This window comes from Alteromonas confluentis (genome assembly GCF_001757105.1).
In the GTDB taxonomy this organism is placed as follows: Bacteria; Pseudomonadota; Gammaproteobacteria; order Enterobacterales; family Alteromonadaceae; genus Alteromonas; species Alteromonas confluentis.
Genome location: NZ_MDHN01000003.1, coordinates 17843 through 40665, shown reverse-complemented (window position 1 = coordinate 40665; position 22823 = coordinate 17843). Strand labels below are relative to the sequence as shown.

General features: G+C 47.8%; 18 protein-coding genes. 13 read left to right on the top strand and 5 right to left on the bottom strand.

Annotated features, from left to right (window positions below; all coding sequences use genetic code 11):
• Positions 1-10: 10 nt before the first annotated feature.
• Complete coding sequence (locus BFC18_RS00550; RefSeq protein WP_070123247.1) at positions 11-1357, bottom strand: dicarboxylate/amino acid:cation symporter; 1347 nt, start codon at positions 1355-1357, stop codon at positions 11-13.
• Positions 1358-1479: 122 nt separating this feature from the next.
• On the opposite strand from BFC18_RS00550, the gene BFC18_RS00545 reads away from it, so the two are divergent.
• Positions 1480-4104: an Ig-like domain-containing protein gene (locus BFC18_RS00545; RefSeq protein ID WP_070123246.1), complete on the top strand. Its 2625-nt coding sequence runs from the start codon at positions 1480-1482 to the stop codon at positions 4102-4104.
• A gap of 74 nt (positions 4105-4178) precedes the next feature.
• Here the strand turns inward: BFC18_RS00545 and astB are convergent, their stop codons facing one another.
• Positions 4179-5519 (bottom strand): N-succinylarginine dihydrolase, encoded by a 1341-nt coding sequence (gene astB / locus BFC18_RS00540; RefSeq protein ID WP_070123245.1) that lies wholly within the window; start codon positions 5517-5519, stop codon positions 4179-4181.
• A 354-nt stretch (positions 5520-5873) separates the two neighbouring features.
• Here astB and topA point away from each other — a divergent pair, with 354 nt between their 5' ends.
• Both topA and BFC18_RS00530 read left to right on the top strand, forming a co-directional pair.
• Positions 5874-8507: a type I DNA topoisomerase gene (topA, locus tag BFC18_RS00535; RefSeq protein WP_070123244.1), complete on the top strand. Its 2634-nt coding sequence runs from the start codon at positions 5874-5876 to the stop codon at positions 8505-8507.
• A gap of 7 nt (positions 8508-8514) precedes the next feature.
• Entirely contained in the window at positions 8515-9066 is a 552-nt protein-coding gene (locus BFC18_RS00530; protein WP_070123243.1) for a DUF2058 domain-containing protein, read from the top strand.
• 65 nt (positions 9067-9131) lie between these two features.
• Here BFC18_RS00530 and BFC18_RS00525 read toward each other — a convergent pair whose 3' ends face one another.
• Both BFC18_RS00525 and rne read right to left on the bottom strand, forming a co-directional pair.
• A complete protein-coding gene (locus BFC18_RS00525) occupies positions 9132-10112 on the bottom strand; it encodes a phosphotransferase (RefSeq protein ID WP_070123242.1) in 981 nt (326 codons plus the stop codon).
• An 82-nt stretch (positions 10113-10194) separates the two neighbouring features.
• Positions 10195-13425: a ribonuclease E gene (rne, locus tag BFC18_RS00520; protein ID WP_170826543.1), complete on the bottom strand. Its 3231-nt coding sequence runs from the start codon at positions 13423-13425 to the stop codon at positions 10195-10197.
• Between the two features lie 708 nt (positions 13426-14133).
• Here rne and rluC point away from each other — a divergent pair.
• Positions 14134-15084 (top strand): 23S rRNA pseudouridine(955/2504/2580) synthase RluC, encoded by a 951-nt coding sequence (gene rluC, locus BFC18_RS00515; protein WP_070123241.1) that lies wholly within the window; start codon positions 14134-14136, stop codon positions 15082-15084.
• Complete coding sequence (locus BFC18_RS00510; RefSeq protein WP_070123240.1) at positions 15074-15724, top strand: HAD-IA family hydrolase; 651 nt, start codon at positions 15074-15076, stop codon at positions 15722-15724. The genes rluC and BFC18_RS00510 overlap by 11 nt, the downstream gene beginning before the upstream one ends.
• Here the strand turns inward: BFC18_RS00510 and BFC18_RS00505 are convergent.
• Entirely contained in the window at positions 15710-16348 is a 639-nt protein-coding gene (locus BFC18_RS00505; RefSeq protein ID WP_070123239.1) for a Maf family protein, read from the bottom strand. The genes BFC18_RS00510 and BFC18_RS00505 overlap by 15 nt on opposite strands.
• Positions 16349-16520: 172 nt before the next feature.
• Here BFC18_RS00505 and yceD point away from each other — a divergent pair, with 172 nt between their 5' ends.
• The 8 genes from yceD to fabF all read left to right on the top strand — a co-directional run bounded on the left by yceD (position 16521) and on the right by fabF (position 22723).
• On the top strand, positions 16521-17054 hold the full coding sequence (gene yceD, locus BFC18_RS00500; RefSeq protein WP_070123238.1) for a 23S rRNA accumulation protein YceD: 534 nt from the start codon (positions 16521-16523) through the stop codon (positions 17052-17054).
• 3 nt (positions 17055-17057) lie between these two features.
• On the top strand, positions 17058-17228 hold the full coding sequence (rpmF, locus tag BFC18_RS00495) for a 50S ribosomal protein L32 (protein WP_070123237.1): 171 nt from the start codon (positions 17058-17060) through the stop codon (positions 17226-17228).
• A gap of 17 nt (positions 17229-17245) precedes the next feature.
• Positions 17246-18271 (top strand): phosphate acyltransferase PlsX, encoded by a 1026-nt coding sequence (gene plsX / locus BFC18_RS00490; protein WP_070123236.1) that lies wholly within the window; start codon positions 17246-17248, stop codon positions 18269-18271.
• On the top strand, positions 18268-19233 hold the full coding sequence (locus BFC18_RS00485) for a beta-ketoacyl-ACP synthase III (RefSeq protein WP_070123235.1): 966 nt from the start codon (positions 18268-18270) through the stop codon (positions 19231-19233). The genes plsX and BFC18_RS00485 overlap by 4 nt, the downstream gene beginning before the upstream one ends.
• Positions 19234-19282: 49 nt before the next feature.
• A complete protein-coding gene (gene fabD / locus BFC18_RS00480) occupies positions 19283-20206 on the top strand; it encodes an ACP S-malonyltransferase (protein ID WP_070123234.1) in 924 nt (307 codons plus the stop codon).
• A 19-nt stretch (positions 20207-20225) separates the two neighbouring features.
• On the top strand, positions 20226-20966 hold the full coding sequence (gene fabG, locus BFC18_RS00475) for a 3-oxoacyl-ACP reductase FabG (RefSeq protein ID WP_070123233.1): 741 nt from the start codon (positions 20226-20228) through the stop codon (positions 20964-20966).
• A 190-nt stretch (positions 20967-21156) separates the two neighbouring features.
• A complete protein-coding gene (acpP, locus tag BFC18_RS00470) occupies positions 21157-21396 on the top strand; it encodes an acyl carrier protein (RefSeq protein WP_070123232.1) in 240 nt (79 codons plus the stop codon).
• Positions 21397-21478: 82 nt separating this feature from the next.
• Positions 21479-22723, top strand: a complete 1245-nt coding sequence (gene fabF / locus BFC18_RS00465) for a beta-ketoacyl-ACP synthase II (RefSeq protein ID WP_070123231.1) — start codon at positions 21479-21481, stop codon at positions 22721-22723.
• Positions 22724-22823 lie beyond the last annotated feature (100 nt).

Here is a 22823-nt window from a genome sequence, read left to right as displayed (position 1 = left end):
AATCATCTAATTAGCTGTTTTTATCAAAGTGCTCGAAGTCGATGTTTTCTTCTTTTGTACCGGCATCTGGGTCGTTGAACACGGCTTCATCAAGCTCGCCTTCACTTTTTGCTACCACACAAGACACCATGCAATCGCCGGTGATATTAACCGCTGTGCGGGTCATATCGAGTAAGCGGTCGACACCAATGATAAGTGCGATTCCCTCAACTGGCAGGTTAACTTGTTGGAGTACCATTGCCAGCATAATAAGGCCAACACCAGGCACACCTGCGGTACCCACCGAGGCTAACGTGGCGGTAAACACAACCATGATGTAATCGCCAAGGGTTAAATCGACACCGTAAACTTGCGCGATAAACACGGTTGCCACACCTTGCATAATGGCGGTGCCATCCATGTTAATGGTTGACCCCAGCGGCAGGGTGAAAGATGAAACCGATTTACCCACACCCAGTTTGTTGCGTGCGGTTTCCATGGTCACTGGCAAGGTGGCACTGCTGCTTGATGTGGTAAAGGCAAATAAGGCAGCATCACGCATTTTCTTGAGCATGATAACAGGGTTGAGACCGGTCGCGAGTTTCAGCATGACGGAGTAGGTTACAATGCCATGCAAAATAAGCACGACAATCACCAGGAAGAAATATTTCGCTAAACTTCCTAACATTTCAGCACCAATGGTGCTAAACAGTTTCGCCATCAATACAAACACACCGTACGGTGCAAGATTCATAATAATCGTCACCAAGCGCATGATGATTGTATTCAAATCTTCAAATACTGCGCCCAAACGCTTACCAGCATCGCCAGTCATTGCCATTGCAACGCCGAACAGCACGGCAAAGATAATAATTTGTAGCATGTTGCCTTCCGCCATCGACTTAATCGGGTTGGTGGGGAACATGTTGATAATCACCTGACTGAAAGTCGGTGCTTCTTTGGCGACATAGGTTGCATCGGTGGGCATTGACACGCCGCTACCCGGACTTACCACTAATCCCAGACCGATAGCCAGTGTAATTGCGATGGCGGTTGTGAGTATATATAACGATACGGATTTGAGGCCTAATCGACCCAGTTTACTGGGGTCGGTTAAACTGCATGTACCGCATACAAGCGAGATAAACACTAGTGGTACCACTAACATTTTCAAGCTGGCGATGAAGATGGCGCCGACAGTTGAGAATATACCATCTACTAAAAAGGTATACGTGGAAAACTCGAAGCCGAATATCGAAAAGCGTAAATCTCCGCTATCATCGAACAGAAGCTGAAGTAATGCGCCGGTAATGATTCCGGCACCCATGCCGATAAAGATTCTGGCTGTCAAACTTAGCTTTTTAGAAGATTGAGACATGAAGGTTCCCTAACATCAGATGTTTCTTGATTTTGTTATTGCGCTAGTTTGCCAGAATCTTATCAGATTGAAATGAGAAATATTTCAGTAATGTCATTTACTAGAGGTCCAGGAAGACAACTATGAAAACACTTTCCAAGTCTCTGACGTTGTTCAGTATGCTGTTAATGTTATTTGCCTGCGGAGGCGGCGGGGGCTCACTTGAGCGCGAAACCAGCAGCGGTAACACCGGCGGAGACACGGGCACCACCACAGATCCCACTTATACAGTAACGCTTTCGCTTACCGATCAGGCAGGCGAAACCGACCGTGATTTATCTTCAGAAAATCCGCTGACTCTTACAGCGACGGTGGTGGATCAAGACGGCGCAGCATTAGCTGATGCCCTGGTTACTTTTTCCCTATCCAATGAAAACCTGGCTTCGTTTAGCAACGATACCGGTACCGCCAGAACGGATGATGCCGGTGTAGCAACCATCAACTTGACCGCCAGCACCGCCAGTGGCGATGGCCAGATTACGGCAACAACGCCTGATGGCACCACAGGCACGACGACGTTTTCGGCAACAGGTACAGGCGCAACGTCAGACAACTATACGGTGGCACTATCGTTAGCCAATGCTGGAGGGGAAGCTGACCGTGATTTATCTTCTGAAAATCCGCTCACCCTTAATTTTACGGCGGTAAATGCTAGCGGTAATCCGTTAACTGACGCACTCATCACCTTTACCCTGTCAAATGACGATATTGCACAGTTTTCTAACGATACGGGCACTGCTAGAACTAACGACAGCGGCGAAGCGACGATTGGATTGCTCGTGGGTTCTTCCGCGGGCGATGGCCAAGTTACTGCTACCTTGCCGGATGGGTCTACTCAAACCACCACATTTTCTTCTGCGGGCGCCTCTGTTGTCACTGAAGTGCCAGCTGAAATGGAGTTTTATGCCTCTTCAGTGCTTTTACCCTCAAGTGGCTCTGATAGCGTCGAACTGATCGCTTTGGTTAAAAACTCACAAAGTGTGCTCATGGAAGGCGTTGAAGTGAGCTTTTCTGCTCCTGCATCCGCAGGCGTAGAAATTCAGCAAGTAGACGATGCCACGCTGGAAAATGGTACTGCTTCAGCATTACTGAGCACCAGTAATAATGCAGGTAACCGCTTTGTCACCGTAACCGCTACAGCAGGCGATGTAGTGCGCACCATTGAAATTGAAATAGACGGTACAGAAGTCACCATTAATGGTTCTCGTTCAATTACGATTAACGATTCTGCGACCCTTACACTTCGTGTTCAGGACTCTGATGGCACAAACATTCCAAACCAATCTATCTCACTAAGTACAGATATCGGCACGCTGTCTGCGACAGAAGTGACCACAGGCACCAATGGCCAGGCGTCCGTTACCTATACAGGTTCTGAATCTGGTACGGCGACAATTTCAGGTGCTGCACTGGGGTCAACAACAACATTTACGATTACTGTTCAAGAGGATGATTTTGCTTTTACAACAGTGCCAACCGAGGAAGTACCGGTAGCGCCAGATGATGCTTATGAAGCCGGTGATTACACCACCTTGACCGTTTCCTGGAGTAAAGACAACGCCGTTTTTGCCGGTGGCAACGTGACTTTCACAGCATCACGAGGCGATATTCGCCCTGGTGACGAAACCGGCACCACTGATGCTTCAGGCGAAATCTCATTCGACATCGCGTCGACGAATGCTGGTGTTGCTGAAATTACCGCAACCGGTAATGATGGTGCAGGTAACGAAGTCACGGCAACGGTTGAAATAGAATTTATCGCCACCGACGCTCACATCATGTACGTTGATGCATCACCGGATATCATTGGTCCTGATGGTCAAACAAGTACGATTTCTGCTGTTGTCCGTGATCCGGCAGGTAATCTAGTTAAAAACAAGGTGGTTAGTTTTAATGTAAATGATACTAGCACCGGTACGATTTCACCTTCGCAAGCCACCACTGACAGTAACGGTATCGCTTCTACTGTATTCACATCTGCAGCAGTAACCAGTGAAGAATTTGTACTAATCACCGCGACTGTAATAGATGAGCCAGAAGTGACGGCACAGGTTTCAATGACAGTGGGAAATCGTGCGTTTGATGTGTCAATTGGCACGGGTAACCTGATCCAGTCTCCAGATGACACAACTTACTTAAAAGAATTTGCGGTGTTTGTAGCTGACTCGGCAGGTAGACCTATTGAAGGTGTTTCTCTCACGGCTTCTATTGCTCCAGTACCTTTTGTAGAAGGTGGCAACTACTACCGTGGTACATGGGTTTGGGTTGAACCGAGGTGGATAGTAGGTATTCTTGATGAAAACGATGAAGTTTCTGCGGGATACACATCCATCTGTGCAAATGAAGACATCAACGACAACGGCATGTTGGATTATGAGGAAGATGCAAACGAAGACAGTTTTTTAACCCCTGGGATTGTTGGTACCGTCTCTTTCGAAGGTGGTATTGATGAAACGGACGCGAATGGCCAGGCTACGCTGCAATTACGTTATCCAAGAGCGTACGGGCAATTCTATGAGGCTAATATTACTGTATTTGCTCAGTCAACTGGCAGCGAATCAAAAGCTAGTATGTACTACAAATATGGCGTGGCATCGGATGACTTAACAAATCTAGATGTACCTCCGCCTTCAAGTCCATTTGGTACTAGTCTGCCTGATGACCCGAATGACCGTTTCACAAGAATCGTGTTCTGCGGAGCTAATTAATAAGGTAAGAAAAAAGCCGGGTCACTTCACAGTGCCCCGGCTTTGTTTTATCTGCTGTTCATTGAACGGAATATTTAGCCCTGCTGGAACGGATAAACCGAACCTAACTGCATGATCTGGGTGAGTTCATCTAATGCTGTGCGGCTTTCAATAAGCAACTGCGGGTCGCGTAAATCCTGTTCGGATAAGCGATCGCGATAATGCTTGTCTACCCACTGATTTAAACGGGCAAATAGCGCGTTGTTCATCAATGTATTCGGGTTAGTTGCTGCAAGCTGTTGGTCATTCATCGCCACACGTAAGCGCAGACACGCAGGACCACCGCCATTACGCATGCTCTGTTTTACGTCAAAGAACTTCACTTCCTTAATTGGGGAGCCCAGCGTGGTAAGGGTTTTCAGGTACTCTGAAACCGCCGCATTTTCTTCACATTCTGAGGGCGCGATAATGGCCATATGCCCTTCAGGAAGAGTAATGATCTGCGTGTTGAACAGGTAAGTGCTTACCGCATCCTGAACAGAAACCGCACTGGTGGGCACTTCGATAAAGTGCAATGGGTTATCGCCAAATTTAGCTTTGATTTCATCGAGTACCGCAGGCGTATTTAAGAACGCTTGCTGGTGATAAAACAGTACGTTTTGGTTACCCACAGAAATAACGTCGTTGTGGAATACGCCTTGGTCAATCACATCAGGATTTTGCTGAATATAAACAACACGTTGCTCATCGAGACCATGCAGACGGGCTACGGCTTGGCAAGCTTCCATTGTTTGGCGAGCAGGGTAGCGTGTCGGCGCCGGTTTACTGCTGTCGAAGGCGTATCGTCCGTATACAAAAAGTTCTACTCCCGATTCGCCATACTGCGAGCACAAACGCGTGTGATTCGCAGCACCTTCATCACCAAAATGTTCATTATCTGGTAGGTGTTTATGATGAGCAAAATGGGCCGTATCGGCAAAGGTGGCCTTTAAAATATTGCCAGTGACTTCAGGTTCTAACGAACGGTGAAATTTGTTGGTCAGGTTCGCTGGGGTGAAGTGAATTTTGCCGTCGGCTGTATCTGCGCCAGGTGATACGGTGGCCGCATTTGCGGTCCACATACTTGAAGCCGAACAACACGCAAGAAAGACCTGTGGCGCTTGTTTGGCGGCTTTCTCTAACACCTCTGCATCGGTGCCAGAAAAGCCAAGACGACGGAGCATGGCCATGTCTGGGCGTTCCTGTGGCGCGAGTACACCTTGTTGCATACCCATATCAGCCAGCGCTTTCATTTTTGCCAGACCTTGCTTGGCCGCTTCCTTTGGATTGCTCACAGCATTGGCATTGCTTTGCGATGCCACGTTGCCGACAGATAGTCCCGCATAATTGTGGGTGGGGCCTACCAGGCCGTCAAAGTTTACTTCGAATTGCTGCATATTTTCGCCTCTTAACTCATAGATTTCCGTTTCTTACCGATGCTTGCTTGAATTTGAGCGATTCACCCTGATAATGCAGGCAGAGCAACGGATAAAGCGGGTTTTCTGGCTATTGGATTGGCGGCATTATACGGTTTTTACTAGGCTTGCCAACGTCGCAGGTTAAATTATGAACAGTTTGTGGCGGTATTTGAAGCAAGCGACAGAATAACTATTAAGAAGATCTTGTTTTCCATTCACTTTGTAGATATATGTTAAAAAAAGAAAGGGTAGTGCACCATCGCCACTCACTACACCTAAATATTCATTGAGACGATTTAAGTCTCTGATTACGAACAGGTTTAATCAATTTTTATGGCAAAATCACTGGTTATTGTCGAGTCACCAGCAAAAGCTAAAACGATAAATAAATATCTCGGTAAAAATTTTATCGTAAAATCTTCTGTTGGCCACGTTCGCGACCTGCCTACTAAGGCGGTGGGTAACGTCGAACCGAAAAAACCGGCAAAAGAACTAAAAACGATGAGCGACAAAGCGCGGGAAGAATATCTGCGCAAACACGAGTACCGCAAACTGGTCGATCGCATGGGCGTCGATCCAGAAGCCGACTGGCATGCCCACTACCAGGTATTGCAGGGAAAAGAGAAAGTCGTTAACGAACTTAAAAAGCTGGCGAAAGATGCTGACACTGTCTATCTCGCAACGGATTTGGACCGCGAAGGGGAGGCTATCGCCTGGCACCTGCGGGAACTTCTGGGTGAGAAAAACAAAACGTATCAGCGTGTAGTTTTCAACGAAATCACCAAAAACGCCATTCAGGAAGCCTTCTCTCATCCTGGTGAATTGAATCTTGACCGCGTGAATGCGCAGCAAGCCCGCCGTTTCCTTGATCGGGTTGTAGGGTTCATGGTGTCGCCACTGTTGTGGAAAAAGATTGCCCGTGGCTTGTCAGCTGGTCGTGTACAGTCGGTCGCCGTGCGGTTGGTGGTTGAGCGTGAGCGCGAAATTAAGGCTTTTGTACCGGAAGAGTTCTGGGATATTCATGCCGATGTTACCGCAAGCAAGGCACAGCAACTGCGTATGCTGGTGGCCCGCTACCAGGACCAGCCTTTCAAGCCGAAGAACAAACAAGAAGCGGATACGGCGGTTGGCCATTTAGAAAATGCCTCGTACCTGGTGGAAAGTCGCGAATCCAAACCAACGCAGAGCAAGCCTTCCGCGCCATATATTACATCTACGTTGCAGCAGGCGGCGAGTACCCGCCTGGGTTTCGGTGTTAAGAAAACCATGATGCTGGCTCAGCGTTTGTATGAAGCCGGTCACATTACCTATATGCGTACCGACTCCACAAACCTGAGTCAGGAAGCGTTGGATAATTGCCGCGCTTACATCGACGAGAATTTCGGTGCTAAGTATCTGCCAGCCTCGCCAATCCGCTACGGCAGTAAGGAAGGCGCTCAGGAAGCTCACGAAGCGATTCGTCCTTCAAGCGTGAAAGTACAGGCAGCATCTCTGAAAGACATGGAGAGAGACGCACAGCGCTTGTATGAGCTTATTTGGCGTCAGTTTGTTGCATGTCAGATGACAAACGCTAAATACGATGCCACAACGATTCGTGTTGCCGCTGGCGATTATGAATTAACGGCAAAAGGTCGCGTCCTTAAATTCGACGGTTGGACTAAGGTACAACCGCAAATTCGCAAGAAAGGCGAAGAAGAATTATTACTACCCGATGTAAAGCAGGGCGATACCCTGGATCTTAAAGCGCTAGATCCAAAACAGCACTTTACTAAACCTGTTGCCCGCTTTAACGAAGCGTCGCTGGTTAAAGAATTGGAAAAGCGTGGTATTGGCCGTCCATCTACGTACGCGAGCATCATTTCTACTATTCAGGATCGCGGCTACGTGCGTCTTGAAAACAAGCGTTTCTATGCTGAGAAAATGGGTGAAATCGTTAACGATCGTCTGATGGAAAACTTCGACGATCTGATGAGTTACGACTTTACCGCGAACATGGAACAGCACCTCGACGATATCGCCGAAGGAAAAGAAAACTGGAAGCAAGTGCTTAACAGCTTCTACACCGACTTCTACGGCAAACTGCTAAAAGCAGAGAAAGATGCCGATGAAGGTGGTATGCGTCCTAATCAGGCGGTGCCTGCAGGTATTTCCTGTGACAAATGTGGCCGCGAAATGAATGTAAGAACGGCATCCACAGGGGTTTTCCTGGGCTGTTCTGGTTACAATTTGCCGCCGAAAGAACGTTGTACTAACACCATGAACCTGACGCCAGGTGAAGAAGTGGTGAAGGTCGACAACGAAGAGGAAATGGAAACCGAAGCGCTGCGTGCCAAGCGTCGCTGTGACATCTGTGGTACCGCCATGGACAGCTATCTGGTTGACGAAAAACGTAAGCTGCATGTTTGTGGTAACACACCAACTTGTCCGGGTACCTTTGTTGAGGAAGGTACATTCAAAATTAAAGGCTACGACGGCCCAGTTATTGAGTGCGATAAGTGTGGCAGTGACATGGAGCTGAAAAACGGCCGTTTCGGTAAATATTTTGGTTGTACCAGCGAAGAGTGTAAGAATACCCGTAAATTACTGCGTAACGGTGAAGCCGCGCCACCGAAGGAAGATCCAGTAGATTTACCCGAGCTTCCCTGCGAAAAATCTGACGCGCATTTCGTACTGCGAGATGGTGCATCAGGTATTTTCTTAGCGGCCCATAATTTCCCTAAATCCAGGGAGACCCGTGCGCCGAAAGTGGAAGAACTTGCTCGCTTCCGTGACAGAATTTCGCCGAAATTCCAATATCTGGCCGATGCGCCTAAAGCTGATCCAGACGGTAATTTAGCCATTGTTCGCTTTAGCAGAAAGACAAAACAGCAGTATGTCATGTCTGAAAACAGCGAGGGTAAATCTACAGGCTGGTCTTCATGGTATGAAGGTGGCAAGTGGGTCGATCAGGACAAGAAAAAGAAGTAGGTGATTCGTGGCTTCATTACAAGATCAACTATTGAAAGCGGGTTTGGCGAACAAAAGTTCAGCCAAACAAGCCCGGGCGGATAAGCGCAAAAAACAAAAGCTGAAAAATAAAAATCAGCACGTTGAAGCGGATGCCGCCAAAATTGCTGCCGAACAAGCAGCGGAAGAGAAAAAAGCGAAAGACCGCGCCCTGAATGCTGAACAGCAACAAGAGCGCGAAAAGCGTTCGGTGATAGCGCAAATTAAACAGCTTATTAATGTGAATAAGCAGGAGCGTAAAGGCGACGTGGTATTAAACTTCACTCACGACAATGTGGTAAAACGCATGTACGTGAGTGAGGAAATGCATCGTCAGGTCACCAAAGGCCGCTTGGTTGTGGTGTTACTCGATGAAGCATACGAGTTGGTACCAACACCCGTTGCAGATAAAATTGCGCAACGTGACGAGAGCTTTGTGATTTATCGCGCCGATCTCGATACCAAAGACGTCGACGGTAAACAGGAAGACGAAGAAGACTGGTATGCGGATTATGAAATTCCTGACGATTTAACCTGGTAGAGGTTCAATCGACGGGTATTCATCGCCTCGTCTTTGTTTACTGATTCGTTACAACCATTCTCAATTTATAACAGGCTACTCAGTGCGATTTGACACGCATCGCTGAGTGGCCTGTTTAGTTTCCAGTGGTCTGGACTCCAACCGGCCAGAAATCGGTAGAAATCTGCGCACGCAAGGTTGTATAAACCTCGCCATTCAGCGATTAATTTTGAAGCGTCCACCGAGGGGTGTTTTCTGCTTAATGCCTGCTGCAATGCGTTAAAATAAACATTGAGGCAGTGTGCTGTTGCATCGCGCTGTTCCTGCTCAGACAACGCACTACCTATAAAATAGGCCACATCTTTCACACCCACACCGTAACCTGTGTACTGAAAGTCTACTGCTGCACAGTGTGATAAATCATCGGTGAAACAAAAATTCGCGACTTTGGCATCGCCATGCAGTAGCGTTTGATATTTTGCATTTTTCAGAGTGTTGGCAATGGCTGATGCCTTGTCTTTTAGCTCCCCGGCTTCCATCGCATGCCATTCATCCTGTCGGGTATTCAAATGCCAATATGTCCCTTCTTCCCATACATGTTCGTCTTTCAGGCCCAGGAAGCTGGCGTGAAATTCAGCCAACCAGATAAGTACTACTTCACACTGTGCTGTTGATAAAACGCTTTCACGACGATTGAATCCGGCTGCATCTAAATCTTCGAGGATTATTAAGTGGGAATCCTGTTCCTGACATCCGCCTGCATAAACGGGAACCCGACACTGGCTATCTGTGTGCTTTTGCAAATGCTTATAAAAATAGTGTTCAACTTCAAACGATCGCAACTTTCGTTCGTGAGATGCAGATGTTTTCCACCCCTTTGGATGAGACGATGCCTGCTCTGGCTTTACACATTTAATGACAACGGGTTCATGGCTTTGTACTGAAAACGCACGGAAACATGCGCCGTAGCCGCTCCAAAGTGTTTGAATATGTTGTGGCTTTTCGAACTCTAGATCAGAAACTTGATTTAGCCAGTTCAGGAAGGGTAAAAGAGGGCTATTAGACATACTACTCACTTTGACAAACAAATAAAAAAAGCCGTACTGCTAAGAGTACGGCCTTATCACGTTTATTCAACTGTTAAGGTAATTATACCTCGGCAGTTTCCTCCGCTGTTTCTGCTTTGCTCTGACCTGGCAATGTCATGCCTGCAGAGGCAGAAGATGTTGCCTGGCTCATTGATGCGGCTTTGCCCGAAACAATCAGGGCAGGGCGAGCATCATCTGCTTTTGCCGTCAATGCAACATCATTGAATACGGCATCAACAGACGCAGGTAACGTCATCGGATGAGAAACGTGCTTACGACCACGGCTGGAAGTTGCAACGAAAGTAGCTTGGGCTTTTTCTGCTACCACCGGTTTCTCAGCTTCTGCTTTTACTTCAGGTTCAGCAATTTCTGGCGCAGCTGTAGCTTCTTCTGCAGGGGCTTCAACTTCGTTAACTTCAGTTGTGGCTTCAGGTTCTGCTTCAACGACTGCAGACGGCGCAGCTTGTTCCGCTTTATCTGCGACAGGCGCTTCTTCAACTGCTTCGGTTTTAGCTTCCGCTTCAGCATTGTCGTTCAGGTTAATTTCTACCTGTTCTGGCGACACATCCGCAGAAACCACTTTATCACCTTCAACCCGCACGCGTGGTTTAGCTGATTTAGGCTTCTCTTCAGTCTCAGGATGAGCAAGTTCAAAATTAAGCTGGTCTTGCGCAGGCGCATCAGCAACCGCTTCTTTAATGTTGTCTTGTTTTTCCGGAACTTCAGTGTTCGCAGGCTTGCTGTCGTCAGAAACAGTGCTAGTCGATTCAGCGTTGACTGTTTCTTCAGCTTGCGCAGTCACGACAGGAGCCACAGAGACATCATTTTGCTCGTTGTTTTCAGCAGCGCTTGATTGCTCTGCATCATCAACAGGCGTTTGCTCTTTCTTACGGCGTTGACCGGCAGCACGAACATGACGTGGAGAACGGCGTGAACGTCCACGGCTTTCGCGTTTCTGACCCGCTTCTTCACCATTTGTCGCGTCTGTTGTCGTTTCACCTTCCACTGTTACAGCAGATTTTTCCTGAGTTTCAGTCACTTCAGGTGCTTTATGCTCTTCAACGTTTGGCGCGTCAGTGGTTTTTACTTCTGAAACTGCGTCAACCGGTGTAGGTTTAGCTTCTGCTGCAACAGCTGGCATCTCTTCCGAATTCTGAGTGTTTTGCGCATCATCTTTATTTACCCGAACACTACGGCGCTTGTCACGACGCTTACGACGCTCTGCAACCTGCTTCTTACGTTCTGGCTGCTCCTGATTGTCGTTAGCATTGTTGTCAGTGTTTTCCACAGCGGCATTCTGCTGCTCAGGTTTACTCTGCTTGTCTTCCTGAGGCTTACGACGGCTCTTAGGACGATTACGCTTATCATCCTGACGCTTCTGTTGCGACTTGTTTTCATCGTTTACATTGCGATCATTGCGGTCGTTACGCTCACCACGCTCGTTGTTATCAGACTGCTGCTTTCCACCACGGCGGTTACGGTTGTTGCGTGGCTTGCGGTTGTCCTTATTACGAGGCGGTCGCGAAGATGTCTTTTTCTCAGTCGACTCTTCCTTAACTTCTTCTTTCTCGTCACTACCCAGAATGGATGAAATCCACTTACCCAGTTTGGTAAACAGGTTGCCACCACTGGACGCTGGCGGAGTTTGTGGCGCGGCTGGGGTAGGAGCGGCAGCAACAGGGGGAGGTGGTGCCTGAGTCGGCGCGACTAAGCCCTTCAGTGCCGGTTCTTCACGTTTTGCAGGCTGGGCTACTGGCTGATACTTTTCCGTTTCATCCGGCTCTTTCAGTTCAACATCGTAGCTGGCGTCGGTGATGATTTCATCAGGACGGTGACGAATCACTTCATAATGCGGCGTTTCCAGATGCGGATTCGGGATCAGCAACAGTGAAACACCGTGACGTTTTTCAATCACGTTAACGGACTTACGCTTTTCATTAAGCAAGTAAGTCGCTACCGGTACGGGTAACTGAGCTTCAATCTGACCGGTGTTATCTTTAATGCTCTCTTCTTCGATAATACGCAGGATAGACAGTGCCAGAGACTCAGTACCACGAATTGTACCGTGACCAGAACAGCGAGGGCACACATGGTGCGCAGATTCGCCCAAAGACGGACGAAGACGCTGACGTGACATTTCCAACAGACCAAAACGCGAGATACGGCCTAACTGAACACGAGCTCGGTCGGAACGCACTGCGTCTTGCATACGTTTTTCTACTTCACGCTGATGGCGCACTGGGGTCATATCGATGAAGTCGATAACCACTAAGCCACCTAAATCCCGAAGACGTAACTGACGGGCAATCTCGTCGGCGGCTTCAAGGTTGGTGTTCAGTGCGGTTTCTTCAATATCGCCACCTTTGGTTGCGCGGGCAGAGTTGATATCGATAGAGGTAAGCGCTTCGGTAGGGTCGATAACAATTGAACCACCGGACGGCAAACGCACTTCACGCTGGAATGCGGATTCAATTTGGCTTTCGATTTGGTAATGGCTGAACAGCGGCACATCGCCTTTGTACAGTTTTACGCGGTTTGCGAAATCAGGGCGAACCAGTTCAATATGCTGCAGTGCCTGCTCATAAATGCTGGTTTTATCAATCAGAATTTCGCCAATGTCACGGCGCAGGTAATCGCGAATTGCGCGAACAATAACATTACTTTCCTGATGGATAAGGAAAGGTGCTGCACGATTTTCAGCAACTTCAGAAATGGCGTCCCAATGCTTAAGTAGAACCCGTAAATCCCATTCAAGTTCTTCATAAGATTTACCTACACCTGCTGTACGAACTATTAAGCCCATACCGTCTGGCAAGTCGAGGCGGCTTAGTGAATCTTTCAGATCGTTACGTTCGTCACCTTCAATACGACGTGAAATACCACCGGCACGAGGGTTATTTGGCATCAGTACCAGGTAACTACCTGCTAATGACAGGAAAGTCGTCAGGGCGGCGCCTTTCTGGCCTCGCTCTTCTTTATCAATTTGAACGATAACTTCCTGGCCTTCCTTGATCACTTCTTTGATGTTTGGACGGCCTTCGAATTTGTAACCTTTCGGGAAGTAAGTGCGGGCAATTTCTTTTAGAGGGAGGAAACCATGACGTTCTGCACCGTAGTCTACAAAGGCAGCTTCGAGGCTTGGCTCAACACGGGTAATCTTACCCTTGTAAATGTTGGCTTTCTTTTGCTCATGCCCGGGGCTTTCTATATCAAGATCATATAACCGTTGCCCATCTACCAGGGCAACGCGCAACTCTTCTTGCTGAGTTGCGTTAATCAACATTCTTTTCATTGTATCTAACTCTGTTTTTTGAACAGCCGCTTAGACACAAAATCAAAATGACACGTGCAAATACGCGTCACCCAGCCTCACGGCTGTGTGCGGGATTTGTTGTTTTCGTCGTATTACTCATATTGTCGGCACAGGTTATTCAGGTGCCTGACGGATAATTGCGAGTGTCGGGAACGACAAGCCCTTACTGTCTTTTATATTCTCACCCCTTTTGTTACCAGGGGCGAAGGTCAATTCAATTCTGTTTGCTAAACGGCGAACTTTATTTTCATCAGTTGTGCTGAGGTTCTGGAGGTTTTGTGCTGCCCCCATGGAACCGGACGAATGCATTTATTCAGTTGTCCGCACACTATTATGGTTCATTACTTAAGTTCGAACCGGATTTTGCTAAGCAAGTGTACTGCAAAATCCTCCTGATTATCTCACCATACTCACGATATTAGCAAGCACAGTTATGCTGCTTTTGTACTAAAAACCAGCATTTAAAGTGTGGTTTTTTATAAGGGGCATAAATAAACCACGTTTTAAGCAGATTTATGACATTTAATTCATGGGATGAAGTGAATTTAAAGAGGGAACTAAATGAAAGAATAATGATTCTTGAGACTGCGGTGAAATATCTACACTGCTCACTCGACGAGTAACATTTTAATACTGTCTGCTATTTAGCTTTAGCGTAAGTCGGGGGGCTCAGGTATACTGCCGCCCATGAAAGAAGAACTCCCTAAAAAAGTACGCTTTGTGACCATCGACTCCGATCTCGCCGGTCAGCGTATCGATAATTTCCTGCGCACTCAGCTAAAAGGTGTGCCCAAAAGTATGATTTACCGTATTTTGCGAAAAGGCGAAGTGCGGGTAAATAAAGGTCGTGTAAAACCTGAGTATAAACTGCAGGCAGATGATCTGGTTCGTATTCCACCTGTACGGGTAGCGGAAGAGAAAGACACGCCTAATCCAAAACTGGAAAAAGTGGCCGAGCTGGAAAACTGTATCCTGTTTGAAGATGATCGTATTTTAGTCATCAACAAGCCTTCCGGTACGGCGGTTCATGGTGGCAGCGGACTTAGTTTTGGCTTGATAGAAGGGCTGCGTGCATTGCGCCCCGATGCCAAGTTCATGGAACTGGTTCACCGTCTAGACCGCGATACCTCCGGCTGTATTCTCATAGCCAAGAAGCGGTCGGCATTGCGCCACCTTCACGCTCAACTGAGGGAAGGCCAAATGGATAAACGTTATCAGGCGCTGGTTGCCGGGCAATGGCCTGAAAACCGTTTTAAGGTTAAAGCGCCGCTTCTGAAAAACGTGCTGCAATCGGGTGAACGTCTGGTAAGTGTTAATGAAAACGGCAAGCCATCGGAAACCCGTTATCGCATTCTTACCCGCTACGAAAATGCCACATTGGTTGAAGCATCGCCTATAACTGGCCGTACGCACCAAATTCGTGTGCACTGCCTGCACGCTGGTCATCCCATTGCTTGCGATGCAAAGTATGGTGATGCGGACTTTGACCAGCAAATGAACCGGGCAGGGCTAAAACGCCTTTTCCTGCATGCCGCAAGTATTCAGTTTTTGCATCCGGGTACAGAAGAACAAATTCGTTTTCAGGCCCCATTAGATGCTCAACTTAACAACGCACTAAAGCAGTTAAATGAAGTATAAATTTATTATTTTTGACTGGGATGGCACGCTGATGGATTCAGCCGCCAAGATTGTAAATTGTATGCAGCTGGCTGCGAAACAATGTGGTGTCGCTGTTCCTTCAGCAGAAGAAGTGGGTGGCATTATTGGCATTAGCTTGCGCCCAGCCATTCAGAAATTGTTTAACACCGCCGACGAGGTGCTAACCGATCAGTTGTTTGAAGCATATAAAAATACCTTTATCGAGCAAGATCGAACGCCAAGCCCCATGTTTGATGGTGCAGACGCTTTGCTCTCAGCATTGAAAGCAGACAATCGCACATTGGCTGTGGCTACCGGCAAAGCGAGAAGAGGGCTTGATCGTTGCTGGAACAATACCGGCACAGGCGTCTATTTCAGTTATTCGCGCACAGCCGATGACGCTGAATCTAAGCCGTCACCCGATATGATCCTTCAGTTACTGGCGGAAGCGGGCGTAGCGCCGGAAGAGGCGGTAATGATTGGCGATACCACGTTTGATATGCAAATGGCCCGTGATGCTGGCGTTGATCGCATTGGGGTTTCTTTCGGCGTACATGCGCAGGTGCACTTAGAAAATTATGCCCCTCAAACCGTTGTACACAGCTTAGGTGAACTGCAAGCGTATTTACTGGCTCATTGATGTGGCCAGCGTCAGCAGGTCGATATTAAATTCGGCCAGCATGTCACGCAGTAGCATAACCGGAAGCCCAATAAGCGCATTGGGATCTCTGGAATCGATGCGTTCAAAAAGCAGCACGCCTTTGCCCTCGGATTTGAAACTTCCGGCGCAATCGTAAGGCTGCTCATTGTGAAGATAAGCATTTATCTGTGCATCGCTCAGTTCCCTGAACCAAACCTGTGTCACATCGGTATCAGTTATAACCTTTTTAGTTTGGGCATGATGTACGGTTAATGCTGAATAAAAGGTAACGCAACGTCCACTACACATTTGTAATTGTTGGCGGGCTTTGTCAAAGCTGCCCGGTTTACCTAACTGATGAAGCTTATCGTGTACACAAACCACAGCAACCTGGTCGCTGGCAATAATAATGCTATCGGCATGTTGGCCTGCAATTTTTGCCGCTTTGGCGCTCGCAAGTCTTTCCGCCAATGCCTGGGGCAATTCGTTATCATGGGCAGCTTCGTCGATGTCTGGGGCAATGGCTTCAGCCGAAATACCTAACGAGGCAAATTGTGCCTGACGATATTTCGATGAACTGGCAAGAATGAATTTCGGATATTGTTTTGTTGTTAGCGAGGGCATAGCAGACCGGGAAAGAAACCAGTTAACAGGCCGCTAGTAGGCCATAATTCGTGGATTATTGCTAATATTGGGCTTTGTAAACATGCAAAACCCGTTGGAACCGTGGTTAATAGCGGTGATTGGTGATTAATCTTTTGACACAGACTAACCAAATCTATAATATGCGCGCCCTATGCAAAAAGTGAAATTACCTCATACTGTCGATCCGGTCAAAAGTGCCGTTAAACGCTCCGATTATCGAGGCGTTATCGCCACCAAAGAGTTGGAACGATTGAATGAAGCTGTTGTCAGCTGTGATGAATGGGTGAACGCCGAAGTACAGTTCGAAAAAGACGCGCAGGGTCTTACTGTCCTTCACGGTCATCTGGAAACACAGGTAACACTTGTCTGCCAACGGTGTAATGGCGAGTTTAATCACTCCCTCTATACTGAATTCTGTTTTAGCCCGGTGCAGGGGAAAGATCAGGAACAGGCAGATGCATTACCCGAAGCTTATGAACCGGTAGAGGTCAACGACCACGGAGAAGTTGATTTATTTCAATTATTTGAAGATGAATTGATTATCTCATTACCTATCGTAGCCCTTCATGCAGAGGAGGATTGCGAAGTGGGTGAAGACGATATGACATTTGGTAAAATCGACCCGGCTAATGAGCGACCAAACCCTTTCGCGGTTTTGAAAGAACTTAAGCGAGACCAGGAGTAAGTTATGGCAGTACAACAAAATCGTAAAACACGCTCTAAGCGTGGCATGCGTCGTTCACACGATGCATTGACAGGCGCGACTTTGTCTGTCGATTCAACGTCGGGTGAAACACACCGTCGTCATCACGTGACCGAAGACGGTTACTATAAAGGCAAAAAAGTAATCGCCCGCTAATCAGTAGGTGACAACTTTTGTCTAAGCTAACCATCGCGTTAGATATCATGGGGGGCGATCATGGTCCCCCTGTTATCCTTTCCGCATCCCTCAAAGCCATCCGGCAACACCCAGATTTTAATTTCATTCTTTGCGGCAAGCAGGAAATTATTGAACCTGTTGTAGCTGATCTATTGCCTGAGCAACGTGCCAGAGTCACCATCGAGCATTGTGAAGATGTGGTCGAAATGGGTGATGCCCCCGCTTTTGCGTTACGCAATAAAAAGCATTCTTCGATGCGACGCATTATCGAACTGGTGGAATCTGGTGAAGCCGACGCGTGTGTGAGTGCGGGAAATACCGGTGCACTTTTAGCGCTGGCTTATTACTTCCTTAAAACGTTACCGGGCATCGACAGACCCGCGCTGGTATCGGCCATGCCCACAGCAAGCCAGCACAAGGTGTTTTTGCTCGACCTCGGCGCGAACGTAAACTGTACCTCAGAAACCTTGTTTCAATATGGGGTGATGGGCAGCGTACTAGCCCAGGAAGTGTCGGGTATTGAAAAGCCCAGAGTCGCGTTGCTGAATGTGGGTGAAGAAGACATTAAGGGCAATGCGCAGGTTAAAATTGCTGATCAGATGTTCCGCGATGCAGAAGCGCTGAATTACATTGGCTATGTAGAAGGCGATGATATTTTTACTGACCATGCTGATGTAGTGGTAACCGACGGTTTTACCGGCAATGTCGCGCTTAAATCTACCGAAGGTTTAGCAAAACTGGTTATAAATGAAGTAAAAAGGCAATCTCAAATGAACCTTTTGAGTCGTTTGATGGCCAGAATAGCGTTGCCGCTACTTAAAAGCATCTACAACAGGGTGAACCCCGACCAGTATAATGGGGCGAGTCTGTTAGGATTGCGCGGCATTGTAATCAAGAGTCACGGAAACGCTTCCGCTGACGCTTTTTACTACGCGATTCATCAGGGTATGCGTGAAGCCAAAATGGGCATTCCTGAGAAAATAAAAAGTAAAATAGAAACGGTATTGTTGGAGCAGCTTTGAGCAATTATTCACGAATTATCGGGACCGGCAGTTATTATCCAAGTGAAGTGCGAACCAACGCCGATCTGGAAAAAATGGTCGATACCAGTGACGAATGGATCACTGAACGCACGGGCATAAAAGAAAGACGTATTATTGGTGCAGACGAGACTGCAGCCACCATGGGATTCGAAGCCAGTAAGCACGCCATCGAAGCGGCGCAAATCGACCCCAAAACGATTGATATGATCGTGTGTGCCACGACCAGTGGTGCCCATGCCTTCCCAAGTACAGCCTGTGAAATTCAGGCTATGTTAGATATCAACGGTATTCCTGCTTTTGACGTAGCAGCGGCATGTGCAGGCTACTGCTATGCGTTAAGTGTTGCTGACCAGTACATCAAAACAGGCATGGCAAAGCGCATTCTGGTAATTGGTACTGACTGCCTAACCAGAATGATGGATCCCACCGACCGCGGTACTATTATCTTATTCGGTGACGGTGCGGGTGCAACAATCATCGAAGCCAGCGATGAGCCAGGCATTTTATCTACGCATATTCATGCTGCCGGCTCTTACGGAGAGCTGCTGTATGCCGGCAATCCACAACGTGGTAATGCGGCGTCTGTAGAAGAAAATTGGTGTTCTATGAAAGGCAACGAGACTTTCAAAGTCGCCGTCACCAAGTTGTCTGAAACTGTAGAACAGACACTGGCGGCCAATAACATGGCTAAATCTGATCTGGACTGGTTAGTACCACATCAGGCAAACTTCCGAATTATTAAAGCCACGGCAAGAAAACTGGACATGTCTCTTGACCAGGTCGTGCTTACTCTAGAAAAATATGGCAATACCTCAGCAGCGACGGTACCCACTGCATTAGATACCGCGATCAGAGATGGCCGCATTAAACGTGGTCAGCATTTACTGCTTGAGGCGTTTGGTGGCGGTTTTGCCTGGGCTTCTGCACTTGTCAGATATTAAGCCCACGCAACATATCCTGCTGATATAACGATAAGAATAAGGAAACTTTATGACTCGTACAGCCTGTGTATTTCCGGGACAAGGCTCCCAATCTGTAGGCATGTTAAAAGAACTGGCTGAAAATCATCCAGTGGTTATCGAGACCTTTGCTGAAGCTTCAGACGTGCTGGGTTATGATCTGTGGGATCTGGTTCAGAATGATGCCGATGGCAAACTGAACGAAACGCATATTACTCAACCTGCATTGCTGACAGCGAGTTTCGCAATTTGGCGTGTTCTTCAGGAGAAGGGCATAGAGGTTGATTACCTGGCTGGTCACAGCTTAGGTGAATATTCAGCGCTGGTTTGTGCCGGTGCCATTGAATTCAAAGACGCTGTTAAACTGGTAGAAGCCCGTGGACAGTTCATGCAACAGGCAGTGCCTGCAGGTGCGGGGGCTATGTACGCCATCATCGGTCTTGACGACGAGACCATTGCGGATTGTTGTCAGCAAACGGCTATCGCTACGGGTGATGTAGTCGCGCCGGTTAATTATAACTCACCAGGTCAGGTGGTTATCGCCGGTGAGAAAGCCGCCGCAGAGCAAGCCGCCAATGCGTGTAAAGAAGCGGGTGCTAAACGCGCTTTACCACTCGCCGTGAGCGTGCCTTCACACTGTGAATTAATGCGTCCTGCCGCTGATCAACTTGACGATGCACTGGCGGCCATTACCATTAGCGAGCCTGTTATTCAGGTGGTTAATAATGTTGATGTGAGCGTTGAATCTTCAGCAGCTGCTATCAAAGATGCATTGGTGCGTCAGCTTTATTGTCCGGTACAGTGGACCAGTACTGTAGAGTTTCTGGCGGCCCAAGGCGTTGAAAAAATCATTGAAGTCGGCCCGGGTAAAGTGCTTACCGGTCTGACCAAACGCATCGATAAAGCATTGACCAGTGTAGCGGTGAATACACCAGAAACTCTGGCTGATCTGTAATCTGACATGTAGGAAAAACATGACTCAATTATCTGGAAAAATTGCCCTGGTAACAGGTGCGAGCCGCGGCATTGGTAAAGCGATTGCCGAAGCACTTGCGGCACAGGGAGCCACCGTTATTGGTACCGCAACCAGTGAAAACGGTGCAGCGGCTATCAGTGAGTACCTGGCTGCCAGTGGCGGAAAAGGACTGGCGCTGAATGTGACTGACAAAGCGTCTGTGGAAGCGTCCCTGAAAGCGATTGCTGACGAGTTTGGTGGCATTGATATCTTAATCAACAATGCGGGCATTACTCGCGACAACCTGCTAATGCGGATGAAAGATGACGAGTGGCAGGATATCATTGATACTAACCTGAGCTCTATTTTCACACTGTCTAAAGCAGTACTGCGTGGCATGATGAAAAAGCGTTATGGCCGCATTGTGAATGTAGGTTCTGTTGTAGGTAGTTCGGGTAACGCCGGACAGGCAAACTACGCGGCAGCGAAAGCCGGTGTGATTGGCTTCTCGAAGTCAATGGCCCGTGAAGTTGCTTCCCGTGGTATCACGATTAACGTGGTTGCCCCTGGTTTTATCGATACAGATATGACGAAAGCATTGACAGATGACCAGCGAGAAGCGATCTTTAAGGACATCCCGGCGAACCGTCTGGGCGCACCTGAAGAAATTGCATCAACGGTTGCTTTTTTAGTCAGTGATGGCGCTGCCTATATCACTGGCGAAACAATCCACGTTAACGGTGGAATGTATATGAACTAAGCTGCATTTGCAGCATTTTCGAGCCAAGGTCTTGTTTTAACAGGGTGTTGGTGTTAAAAATTTGTATAAATATTGGTTAGTTGCTGGTTTGACCACAGTTTTTACATGACTTGGTACTTGCAAGGAGCGACCTTGCAAAATAAACTAGCGGCACTTTTTTATCTAGTGACGTTAAGGGAAACCTAGAATTATGAGTAACATCGAAGAGCGCGTAAAAAAGATCATCGTAGAACAGCTGGGCGTTAAAGAAGAAGAAGTAAAAGCTGAAGCTTCCTTCGTTGATGATTTGGGCGCAGATTCACTCGACACTGTTGAGCTGGTAATGGCTTTAGAAGAAGAGTTCGATACTGAAATTCCTGATGAAGAAGCAGAGAAGATCACTACCGTTCAATCTGCTGTAGATTACATCAACGCAAACAAAGACGCTTAATTAGCTGTCTTGAGATTTGCGAAAACGGCTCTGTTAAGAGCCGTTTTCGTATCTAACGTTCAATCCAATACGAGGGCTTTTTGTGACAAAACGTCGCGTAGTGGTTACTGGCATGGGTATGCTGTCACCGTTGGATTCTTCTGTTGAAGGAACCTGGGCTCGTCTGTTAAAAGGCGAAAGCGGTATCGGTGATATCACCTTATTCGATTGCAGTAACTATTCCACTCGTTTTGCCGGTCAGGTCAACGATTTCGACCCGCAAGATTACATCGAAAAAAAAGAAGCAAAAAAGATGGATCGGTTTATTCAGCTGGGTATTGCAGCGGGTAAACAAGCTTTGGCCGATTCAGGCTTAGCAATCACTGACGACAATGCATACCGTGTAGGTGTAGCAATTGGTTCAGGTATTGGTGGTCTCGAACAAATCGAACAGAACCACACTAAGCTGACGAACAGCGGTCCAAAACGCGTTTCGCCATTCTTTGTGCCTTCTACGATTACGAATATGATTTCCGGCTTTCTGTCTATTATGGAAGGTCTGAAAGGTCCGAACCTGAATATCGTGACAGCGTGTACTACAGGCGTTCACAATATTGGTGTTGCGGCCCGTACCATCGCTTACGGTGATGCCGATGCCATGCTGGCCGGTGGTGCTGAAGCGTCTATCACACCGTTAGGTGTTGCCGGATTCGCTGCAGCCCGTGCATTGTCTTCAAACAATGACGCGCCACAGCAAGCGAGCCGTCCATGGGATAAAGACCGTGATGGTTTTGTCATGGGCGAGGGCGCGGGTGTGATGATGCTGGAATCTTATGATTCGGCAATTGCCCGTGGTGCAAAAATTTACGCTGAGCTGGTTGGTTTCGGCATGAGCGGCGATGCCTATCACATGACGTCGCCACCGGAAGACGGTGATGGCGCGGCACGCTCTATGGAGAATGCACTGCGTGATGGTAACATCGATGCTGCAGACATTGGTTATATCAATGCCCACGGTACCTCTACGCCTGCAGGTGATATTGCTGAAGTGGCTGCGGTTAAACGTGTATTCGGTGATCACGCCAAAAAGGTACTGGTAAGTTCAACGAAGTCTATGACCGGACACCTTTTGGGTGCTGCGGGTTCAGTTGAAGCTATCTTTACTGTACTGGCTCTGCGTGACCGTATGGCGCCGCCAACGATTAACCTGGACAATCCAGGTGAAGGGTGTGACCTGGACTTTGTCCCGCACAAAGCCAAAGCATTCAATGAATCACTGGCACTGTGTAACTCGTTTGGCTTCGGCGGAACGAACGGCTCGCTGGTCTTTAAACGTCTCGACGATTAATTTAAAGGTCAAAGCATTGAAAGGCAGCTTAACGCTGCCTTTTTTGTACTTCATTTGGTTACGCGTAACTCATCTTGTGTTGCTCACTGATGCTTTTAGT